The organism is Acetobacter cibinongensis, from assembly GCF_000963925.1.
Classification (GTDB): domain Bacteria; phylum Pseudomonadota; class Alphaproteobacteria; order Acetobacterales; family Acetobacteraceae; genus Acetobacter; species Acetobacter cibinongensis.
In genome coordinates, this window is sequence record NZ_BAMV01000019.1 from 26,637 (window position 1) to 36,350 (window position 9,714).

Annotated in this window: 7 protein-coding genes and 1 riboswitch; of the genes, 4 read left to right on the forward strand and 3 right to left on the reverse strand. The window is 55.6% G+C overall.

From position 1 onward, the window contains the following. Positions 1-44: 44 nt before the first annotated feature. Positions 45-157, reverse strand: a riboswitch (SAM-I-IV-variant riboswitch). A gap of 50 nt (positions 158-207) precedes the next feature. After that, entirely contained in the window at positions 208-588 is a 381-nt protein-coding gene (locus Abci_RS12240; RefSeq protein WP_048839471.1) for a hypothetical protein, read from the reverse strand. 133 nt (positions 589-721) lie between these two features. On the opposite strand from Abci_RS12240, the gene Abci_RS12245 reads away from it, so the two are divergent. Genes Abci_RS12245 through Abci_RS12255 form a run of 3 tightly spaced genes read left to right on the forward strand, consistent with a single transcriptional unit; the run spans position 722 to position 3,284 of the window. Then, positions 722-1,747 carry a S41 family peptidase gene (locus Abci_RS12245; RefSeq protein ID WP_048839455.1) on the forward strand — a complete coding sequence of 342 codons (1,026 nt, stop codon included), beginning with the start codon at positions 722-724 and terminating at the stop codon, positions 1,745-1,747. A 37-nt stretch (positions 1,748-1,784) separates the two neighbouring features. Continuing rightward, positions 1,785-2,366, forward strand: a complete 582-nt coding sequence (locus tag Abci_RS12250; RefSeq protein WP_048839456.1) for a nicotinamidase — start codon at positions 1,785-1,787, stop codon at positions 2,364-2,366. 60 nt (positions 2,367-2,426) lie between these two features. Continuing rightward, positions 2,427-3,284: an META domain-containing protein gene (locus tag Abci_RS12255; RefSeq protein ID WP_048839457.1), complete on the forward strand. Its 858-nt coding sequence runs from the start codon at positions 2,427-2,429 to the stop codon at positions 3,282-3,284. A 100-nt stretch (positions 3,285-3,384) separates the two neighbouring features. Here Abci_RS12255 and Abci_RS12260 read toward each other — a convergent pair whose 3' ends face one another. Then, positions 3,385-6,363 carry a TonB-dependent receptor domain-containing protein gene (locus Abci_RS12260; RefSeq protein ID WP_244877673.1) on the reverse strand — a complete coding sequence of 993 codons (2,979 nt, stop codon included), beginning with the start codon at positions 6,361-6,363 and terminating at the stop codon, positions 3,385-3,387. 545 nt (positions 6,364-6,908) lie between these two features. On the opposite strand from Abci_RS12260, the gene Abci_RS12265 reads away from it, so the two are divergent. After that, positions 6,909-9,056: a M3 family metallopeptidase gene (locus Abci_RS12265; RefSeq protein WP_048839458.1), complete on the forward strand. Its 2,148-nt coding sequence runs from the start codon at positions 6,909-6,911 to the stop codon at positions 9,054-9,056. A gap of 50 nt (positions 9,057-9,106) precedes the next feature. Here the strand turns inward: Abci_RS12265 and Abci_RS12270 are convergent, their stop codons facing one another. Further along, positions 9,107-9,508 carry a hypothetical protein gene (locus Abci_RS12270; RefSeq protein ID WP_244877674.1) on the reverse strand — a complete coding sequence of 134 codons (402 nt, stop codon included), beginning with the start codon at positions 9,506-9,508 and terminating at the stop codon, positions 9,107-9,109. Between the last annotated feature and the right edge of the window lie 206 nt (positions 9,509-9,714).

Sequence of the window (9,714 nt, forward strand, 5' to 3'; positions counted from 1 at the left end):
GGGCTTTCTCACAATAGGGTCCAGAACAACAAGGCTGGTACTGTGGCGAAACCCGTTATTGCCGGTCTGGGCCACATCCCCTTACCTGATAAGTAAAGGTACCACCTTGCCGGGAGCAGGTTGGTGTCAGGCAATGCCCTGACTCTTGATGCATGACCCGTGCAGTAGCAGAGCCGTTGGCACAGCGCAATACGCGGCTGTATGCCCTTATGCCAGCACGGGCAGAAGCTGCTGGCATTTTACAAAGGATGTTTTGTCCTTGAAGAGAAAAAGCAGGTAATAATCCAGCGAGCGGCTACGCCGACGGGAGGTGTGGGTATAAAATGGGAAAACATCCAGCGGGCCGTCATAGCCCTGCGGCAGGGGCTCACTGGCCAGAACGGTCTGCACCCGGAAGAGCGGCATATAAATATGCGTAGGCCCTGCATTTTTACGCACATGCCACAGGTTTTTACGGAACTTTCTGAACCGGTCCGGTAAAATGAAGATCATGTTTTCTTCAATAAACCGTTCATCAGGCTTGGCTGCGCGCAGGTAACGGGTGTCATCAGGCATATCGCAGAAAAAGTTATAGCCTTGTACAATCATACGCTTTGAAAAAACCGTTTTTTCGTTCAGAGTTATCCGCCATCTGGCGATGGGCTGCATAGTATCATTTCTGTAGCACAGAGGCCATCTTTGCCGGGGCATGGCGGACAGGCCGGGGGAGCAGCCACGATCAATGCCGAAGAAACATACGCTGGTGGCCATGTGCTTGGGGGCTGCACTGGTGGGGGGCGGCGGTATCTATGCCACCCTGCACTCTCCGCTCTGGCGTGGACATACTGCCATGAGTGCTGAGGACCATGCCGCTAACCAGAAACTGATGGCGCAGGCCATAACGCTCATCCGCCAGCATGCGCTACAGGCTGGGCGCATTGAGTGGGCCACGCAGGAGCCAAAGCTGATGGCGCTTGCGGCACAGGGCAACCGTCATCAGGTGCATAGAGCCATACACTTGCTTCTTCGGTCTTTAGAAGATGGGCACAGTTTTCTGATGCCCCCGATCCTGCAACAGACCATGACACAAAAGGCTGTAGCCCTGCCACAGGCCCGTATGGTGGCACCGGGCATTGGGGTGCTGACCCTGCCGGGTCTAATGACCGGAAATACCGAGACCATGACCCATTATGTGCACAATGCGCTGGCCGCCATGACGGCCCTCCCCACCGTGCATGCGTGGGTAATTGATCTGCGCGGCAATACGGGCGGCACCATGTGGCCCATGCTGACAGCGTTGCAACCGTTCTTGGGGGTGGGGCCGTTGGGCTATTTCAGTAAAGCTAATGGCTCACCCCCTACGCCGTGGCACACCAAGCCTGACCTGTATGCACCCGGCACCATCCTACCGGACTGGACGGCCCTGCCCGTTGCCGTGTTGCAGGATGCGCGCACAGCCAGCGCAGCGGAAGCAACAGCTATTGCCCTGAAGGGCCGCGCCGCCACCCGGTTTTTCGGGACACCCACCCACGGCCAGACTACCGCCAACCGTACCTTCCGGCTGATGGATGGCAGCCTGTTAATGGTAGCCGCGTCTTACGAACAGGACCGCACACACAAAACGTACACAGGCCCGCTGCAACCCGATGTGCTGACCACCAACCAGACAGACCCGCTGCCGCTGGCTGTGGCATGGTTGCAGGCGTTGCCGCCAGTCCCGGCCCCTTCTGCCGCCACTACTCTTCCCGCAACGGAAGTGGGCCGGTAGGCTGCTCCCACTTTGTTTATGACAGCGGAGACCGGCCATGCGGATAGGCCCACAGGATGCATTGATTATTGTTGATGTGCAGAACGACTTTCTGCCGCCCTCTGGCGCTTTGGCCGTACCGGGAGGCGATACTATTCTGCCAGCCGTCAACACCTTAACGAACCTGCCCTTTGGCGTGCGTGTAGCAACACAGGACTGGCACCCGGCGGACCATTGCTCCTTCACTGCACAGAATGGCCCTTGGCCGGACCATTGTGTGCAGGGCACGGAGGGGGCCGAGCTTTCAGCCCTTTTACGCACAAATGGCTTAGCGGCCATTATGCGGAAAGGCATGATGCAACCTGTTGATAGTTACTCGGCCTTTACAGACAATAACGGCCAGAACCCCACAGGGCTGGAAGGCTATTTACACACACGCAGCATAAAGCGGGTGTGGGTATGCGGGCTTGCCTATGATGTTTGTGTGGCGGACACCGCACAGGATGCCGCGCGCCTTGGTTTTACAACCTACGTTGTGGAGGATGCCTGCGCCAGCGTTAAAACCCCGCCTGCACAGGTTGCCGAACGATTGCAGGCGCACGGCGTTACCATAGTGCGGGTACAGGACATGACCCCATAAAAATGACCGGAGCAGCACAGCCCGCACGCGCTCGGCCATGACAGGAGCAGACAGAAGACCATGCAACGTTTCCGGCTTTCTTCAGGCCTTTCCGACGCAACACCCCGCAGCGGGAGCCGCCGCCTGACACCCACTCTGGCAGCGTTGTGCCTGCCTGGCCTGCTGGCGGCCTGCTCGCCCTCCGAGCATCAGGACACCACCCCGGCAGCCGCCGCCACGCAAACAAGTGCTGCCGTGTATCAGGCATCCGGTACGGAGCCGTCCTGGCATTTGACACTGGCAGGGTCCGTACTGACGTTTGAACCCATGGGGGCGGCCAAGGTGGTGCGTACAATAACCCCTGCGCAGGCCTCAACCGGTGCGCGCCAGTATAAGGCACAGGATATGACGGTGGATATTACCCCCAAAGCCTGTACTGACCGCATGAGCGGCCAGCGCTTTACAGAAACCGTTAGCGTAACAACCCAAGGTCGCACGGTAACCGGCTGTGGGGGAGACGCCGCTGCCCTGACCAGCCTGAACAACACAAGCTGGATTGTCACAGCGCTAAACGGCAAGACCCTGCCTGATGGCAACCGCCCACCAAACGGCATGGACCGCACGACGGACGTTACCACTCCCGCTGCCAAGCCAACGGGTATGGCCCCTACGCTTGATATTAATGCCTCGGGCAAGGCTTCTGGGTCCGATGGCTGCAACCGTTATGTTGGCGGTCTGGAATTTGGGCCGGACGGTAAGGTCAAGAGCAGCCAGCAGGGCGGCATGAGCACCTTGATGGCGTGCCTTGGCCCAAATGGTGCAGTGTCCAGCCAGTTTAATACGCTCAAACGGGCCGTAAGCCACTGGCGCACGGAGGGCACGACACTGGTGCTGGAGACAAGCGATAAACGCAGCATCACGCTACGAAAAGTTCTGTGAGCGCATAAAAAAAGCCCTTTCCAGAGAAAGGGCTTTGCACCGGGGGCACACCCCCAATGAAAAAAGCTCCGGCACCAGAAATGGGCCGGAGCTTTTTGTATTAGAAGGTCATGCCTGCCTGCAGCAGGAAGGTACGGCCTGCATACCAGCCACCATAGGTGGAGTCGTTACTGTTGCTGGACGTGTTGACCAGGAACGGAGGTGTCTTGTCCATCAGGTTCTGAACTTCGAACTGGAAGTTCCAACGCTTCAGGTTGTAGTTGAACGTCAGGTCCTGAAGGATCATGGCTGGAGTTTTGTCACGGCCATATCCATCAGATTTGTAGATACGGTTGGTGCCATCGTTCCAGTGCATGCCGCTCATGTACTGCATCATGTAGGTCATGCTGAAGTTGTTGTGGTGCCAAGTAAGGGTTGCATAGTCACGCACAGTTGGGTTGGACGTACCCTGAGACTTATAAGTGATGGAACCCAGATAGTTGTAGTGCGGGCCACCTGGAACCATCTGCTGCTTGTAGCTCACCAGACGCTGGAAGTTGTTTTCCACCTGGAACCAGTCTTCATCCGTAACACGGAAGCGGTAGCTCAGATCCCAGTCCACGCCGCTGGTGGTCAGGCTGCCGAGGTTTGCGTTGAGTGCAGAAACGGTGTTGATCTGACCGTTGGCAAGACGTGTTACATTCTGACACATACCAGGGCTGGAGCCGGTGTAGCAGCCATCAAGCACATACTGTGTAGACAGAGAACTGATGGTGTCAGACACGCGATAGTGCCAGAAGGACGCACTGGTGGACAGACCACGGACCCAGTGCGGTGTAAAGGTTGCACCGAATGTGTAGGTGCGGCCAATTTCAGGGCGCAATTTGGAGCTGCCGCCAATGAGGGTTGGCACCTGGCCGGAACCGCTGGCCTGGAATGTATTGGCGTTGATGCCCTGCTTCATGCAGTTAGCTACCACTGTCGCCTGACGTGCACCGTAGGTAGTAACTTGGCTCATGTCGCACGGATCACTGGCGCCGACATAGCTCATCAGAGTGCCACCATACATTTCAGACACACTTGGCTGACGGTAGGATGTACCCAGTGTGCCACGGAAAGCAACATCACGCGTGGGTGCCCAGTTGATACCGGCTTTCCAGTTATAGGTGTTGCCAAAGGTGTTGTAGCTGGAGAAGCGACCCTGACCGTCAATAGATAGGTTTTTGGCAAATGGCACGTTGTGCAGCAGCGTCAGGTTACCTTCCAGATACGCTTCAGACACATCGAAACCACCGCTGGTTGGCAGTACGGTGTTGGTAAGAGAGCCACCCTGCGCAATCAGTGGGTCCGGACGGTAGCTCAGCTGCTCGCCACGATGTTCCATACCAAGAGCAATACCCAGATCCCCCCCGCCTTTGTAAGGCATGTGCACAACGTGGTCGTTGTGGATACGTGCGTTGAAGTCACGCATCATGTAGTGAGAGTTATCGTGCTCGGTGTAGTTTGCGTATTCAGCCGCATCACCAGAAAGAGGGCTCAGAACGCTAGACTGCACGCAACCCGTGTAACCCAAGCAAGAGGTTGGGTTATAGTAAAGGGCAGACCCAGAGTCACCGGGCGTAACCGCGCTCAGCCCCCACTCACGCAGCAACTTGCTATAGTCACCCACGCCAGATGTCTGGAAGCTGGCCATGGTAGAACCGTATGTGAAGGATGCGTCATACATCCAACCAGCAACAATTTCACCGCTCGCACCGACTTTTGCGGTCAAGCTGTCAATTGCAGTTTCGGATTTACGGTTACCAAACTCACCCATACGGCGATACATTTGGAGTTCTTCACCGCTGGTGTTACCCGGGTAATCCGTTGGGATCAGAATAGCACTTGGAAGGGTGGACGGCGCAACGCTACCGGTTGCTGGCATGGGAGCCATCTGCGTCCAGGATGTTTTGTGGCTGTACATGACGTTTGAATACAGCGTGAAATGCTTGCTGAAGTCATAATGGGCATCGCCCATCAGGCTTGCATTCTGCGTGTTATTCAGCAGCGATGTGTCTTTGTTGTAGTTATAACGGTTTGCTGCCGCGTACGGAACAAGGCCCCCGTTATTGTTACTGTTATAAGTATTTTCAGAACCGAAAAATGTACCACTGGTAGAAATGATGGACCCATAGCTTGGGTTCATACCATTTGTGGCCTGTGCAACACGGGACCAAGCACGGTCCTTCATCATCACGCCGCCCTGAGTATCATACTGGCCGGTCAGGGTGATGTTGCCACGATCATGGTCAAAATTCCAGCCTTTGTAAGCAGAAATCAGGCCTGTGCGGTTGTCGCCACGCTGCGTGATGTTACCACGCATGTTGATGCCACCAGTGTTGATGTTGTGGCGCAGTTTAATGTTGATAACGCCAGATACGGCATCCGCACCATACAGTTCAGACCCACCATCTTTCAGAATTTCGATGGACTGGATGGCCATGACCGGAATGGTGTTCATGTCAACGCAGGAACTGGTGCTGTCACCGCTCTGGGTCAGACGCTTACCATCAATCAACACCAGTGCGCGTGAGCTACCAAGGTTACGGATGTCTGTGCAGGAAATACCAGCACCACCGTTGGTGTCCGCATTGCCACGGCCGCTGGAACCGATGGAGGGCATACGCTGCAGGAAGTCACCTACGTTGGTAACGCCCGTCTGCTGAATGTCTTTTGCGCTGATGATCTGGACAGGGTTGGGGCTGGTGTTACGACCCTGACGTAGGAAAGAGCCTGTGACTGTCACAGCTTCCGTACCGCCTTCAGCCGTCTGGGCCGCACGGGCCTGACGGATTGTGCGGTTTGCTACGGTGTTGGACACGGGTGTTGCTGCAACCGGAGCGGCAACGGCTGGGGCAACCGTTGCAGGGCGTGTTACGACACGGCCTGTGTGCTTTTTGGCAGCAGCTTTTGCTGGTGTAGCATGAGCATGGCTGGCTGAGGTGCTGGCAGCTGTTGCAGCATCAGCAATGGCAGGCACACCAGCGGCAAAAACCGGCAGCGCGTAGAGCAGCTTAAATGAAAGCGGCATACGCTGTTTGAGGCGGTCTGTCTGAGACATTTTAAGGTAAGGCCCCCGGAAACTGTGAAAGATTTATGAATACGTTCTGTCAGTTTCGCTTACGGAATCACTCGGGGTGTTGTCGATGCCTAAACTTCAGGCATACAGCCTTTAGACGGGGAGTGCTGCATTTTCGTCACACCGGATATGCTGTAACAGGTCTGATACATGCCACTTTCGTAATCATGTGCCTTGTTTTTGTGCCAGCCACCTTATTGTTGCGGGCTCGTATCGGTATATTTGCGGAGTTTTGAGAGAGTGCTGTGCAGTAAATTGCCCAGAGTCTCTCCCCTCTTTGCACCGTGACAACGCCGCCACCCGAGGAAAAGCGTGGCAATTATGTAACGGAAGCCGCCCCTGACACAGCAGGAGCAGAAGGCTGCGCTCTCTCCTCACCCACCGTGCGGGGCGTATCGCCCTAAAAATGAGCATTTTCTTGACAGCCTCAAATCTGCCCCATAACCGGGAAACACCCGCGCCCGTCCGGTTTTGTCCGGAACGTAAGCCTGCCCGCAGGAATACGGGGCCACTGAGGAGTTGACACGATGACCCACCGTTCCTGGCTGTATGCCGTGACAGCCGCCACCTGCCTTGCAGGCTGGGGCACCGCAGCCCATGCCGCAGGCCTTCCGGCATCCAACCCATTTGCCACAGAAAGCACCCTGCCCTACCACGCACCGCGCTTTGACCTGATAAAGGACGGCGACTACCAGCCCGCGTTTGAGCAGGGCATGGCCGAGCAGGACGCCGAAGTAAAACACATTGCGGAAAACCCTGAAGCCGCAACATTTGAGAACACCATTTCAGCCCTTGAACGCTCCGGCCGCCTGCTGGACCGCGTGGCAGAAACCTTTAACGGTGTGTATTCCGCCAACACCAACCCGACCCTTGATAAGGTGCAGGAAATTGTTGGCCCTAAACTGTCTGCACACTCAGACAGCATTTACATGAACCCCAAACTGTTTGCGCGTGTACAGTTTTTGCATGCACGGCAGGACGGGCTGGGCCTGACGGCTGAGCAGAAACAGGTTCTGGATGTTTACTATCTGGCTTTTGTGAATTCCGGCGCTCAGCTTTCTGATAGCGATAAAGCCAAACTGCGTGACCTGAACGGCCGCATTTCCAAACTGGAAACACTGTTCCAGCAGAAACTTCTGGCTGGCACGAAGGCTGCCGCTCTGGTTGTTGACAGCAAAGACAAGCTGGCTGGTCTGGACACGGCTGAACTGACCAACGCGCTCAATGCCGCCAAAGACCGCAAGCTGGACGGCAAATGGGTTCTGCCCCTGCAAAACACCACGCAGCAGCCAGCCCTCTCCAGCCTGACCGAGCGTGAAACACGGCAGGCTCTGTTTGAAGAAAGCTGGACCCGCTCTGAAAAAGGTGGTGAGAACGACACGCGCGACACCATTGCCACACTGGCTCAGCTGCGTGCGCAGAAAGCGGCTTTGTTTGGGTACCCCAACTATGCCAGCTATGTTCTGTCTGACCAGATGGCAAAAACACCTGAGCAGGTCCATAGCTTTATTGCCAAGCTGGTACCCGCCCTTGCCGCCGAGCAGAAGCGTGAAGTGGCTGATCTGCAAAATCTGATTGAACGTGAAGCCAAAAAAGACGGCAAGAGCAGCTTCCCGCTCAAACCGTGGGACTGGACCTACTACGCAGACAAACTGCGTAAGGAAAAGTTCAATTTTGATGAAAGCCAGGTCAAACCTTACTTTGAGCTGAACCGCGTCTTGCAGGATGGCGTATTCTTTGCCGCCAACAAGCTGTATGGCATCAGCTTCAAGCGCCGCACTGATATTCCGACCTACAACCCGGATGTCATGACGTTTGAAGTGTTTGATAAGGACGGCTCAACCCTTGGGCTGATCTATTTTGACTACTTCCAGCGGGACAACAAAAACGGTGGTGCCTGGATGTCCAACTTTGTTGGCCAGTCCAAACTGCTGGGCACCAAGCCAGTTGTTTATAACGTTGGCAACTTTGCCAAACCAGCTGCAGGTGAACCTGCTCTGGTCACGTTTGATGACGTGACAACAATGTTCCATGAATTTGGCCACGCTTTGCACGGCCTGTTTGCCAACCAGACCTACCCGATTGTTTCCGGCACAAGCGTTGCACGGGACTTTGTTGAATTCCCCTCTCAGTTCAACGAACACTGGGCGCTGGATGCAACTGTGCTGGCCCATTACGCCCGCCATTACAAAACCAACGCCTCCATGCCTGCAAACCTTGTGGCGCAGTTGAAAAAGGCTGCAAAATTCAACCAGGGTTACAAGCTGGGTGAAGTTGTAGCCGCAGCAGAGCTGGATATGGACTGGCACAGCCTTGCCGCGTCTGCCCCCAAGCAAAATGTGGATGAATTTGAAAAATCCGCATTGGGCAAAATGGGTCTGGATACGGAAAACGTGCCGCCACGCTACCGCTCAAGCTATTTCCTGCATATTTGGGCAAACGGCTATTCAGCTGGATACTACGCCTATCTTTGGACAGAAATGCTCGACGACGACACCTTTGCCTGGTTTGAGAAAAATGGTGGCCTGACAAGCAAGAATGGTCAGCGTTTCCGTGATATGATCCTGTCTCAGGGCCATACACAGGACTATGCGCCGATGTTCCGCGCTTTTTATGGTCAGGACCCGGATATCCAGCCTATGCTGGCGTCCCGCGGCCTGGCTGACAGCAAGTAAGACCAAGTCAACACTGGGCAGGGTTATCCCTGCCCACGCTCTAGGCGCGTTCAGGGAGCATCAAAGGCCGCACCGTGTATAACGGCCTGCCCCGTGAACGGCCCTGAGCAAAACCGAACTTCTCCAAGAGTTATAGCGCATTTTTGGTACAGCCCACGTGCTTCCCGCGTAATGGCCGCACCAGTATACGGCCCTTGGCAAAATGAGACGCGCCCGGCTGTAACAAGGCAGGAGCGATAGAAGCCTTGCTCTTGCAGAACTGCGTGCCCGGTAAAGGGAACCCCACACCAAACCGCCCGCCCAGCCGTGATATGGCACGCGGCAATAGGTATATTCTGCACGGTATATAGAACACCACTTTCCTGCGCAGACACGCGCAGTGGAGTGTTACTGAGCGCGACAACCGCGCACACCCATGCTCCGCTGTTCCGCAAAATGTTCTGCCACGCCATCTGCCTTCCTTGCCTCCCTGCCTGGATTCTTCCCTGAAAGAGGTCAAAGCGAAAGAGTAAGAATACTGTTTGCAAGTGCTCTATGGCCAAAAAGAGCTGATTTAAAAAAAAGTGACACTTCCTGCTTGACGCCCCACCGAAACCCCTCTAGATGAGGCGTCAACAACGCCTCTGTCCCGTTCGTCTAGAGGCCTAGGACACTGCCC

What these genes read in the sequence shown, in the direction of transcription:
- Abci_RS12250 (WP_048839456.1), top strand. Translation starts at nt 1,785, where the DNA reads ATGCGGATAGGCCCACAGGATGCATTGATTATTGTTGATGTGCAGAAC.
- Abci_RS12270 (WP_244877674.1), bottom strand. Translation starts at nt 9,508, where the DNA reads ATGGCGTGGCAGAACATTTTGCGGAACAGCGGAGCATGGGTGTGCGCG.
- Abci_RS12245 (WP_048839455.1), top strand. Translation starts at nt 722, where the DNA reads ATGCCGAAGAAACATACGCTGGTGGCCATGTGCTTGGGGGCTGCACTG.
- Abci_RS12265 (WP_048839458.1), top strand. Translation starts at nt 6,909, where the DNA reads ATGACCCACCGTTCCTGGCTGTATGCCGTGACAGCCGCCACCTGCCTT.
- Abci_RS12240 (WP_048839471.1), bottom strand. Translation starts at nt 588, where the DNA reads ATGATTGTACAAGGCTATAACTTTTTCTGCGATATGCCTGATGACACC.
- Abci_RS12260 (WP_244877673.1), bottom strand. Translation starts at nt 6,363, where the DNA reads ATGTCTCAGACAGACCGCCTCAAACAGCGTATGCCGCTTTCATTTAAG.
- Abci_RS12255 (WP_048839457.1), top strand. Translation starts at nt 2,427, where the DNA reads ATGCAACGTTTCCGGCTTTCTTCAGGCCTTTCCGACGCAACACCCCGC.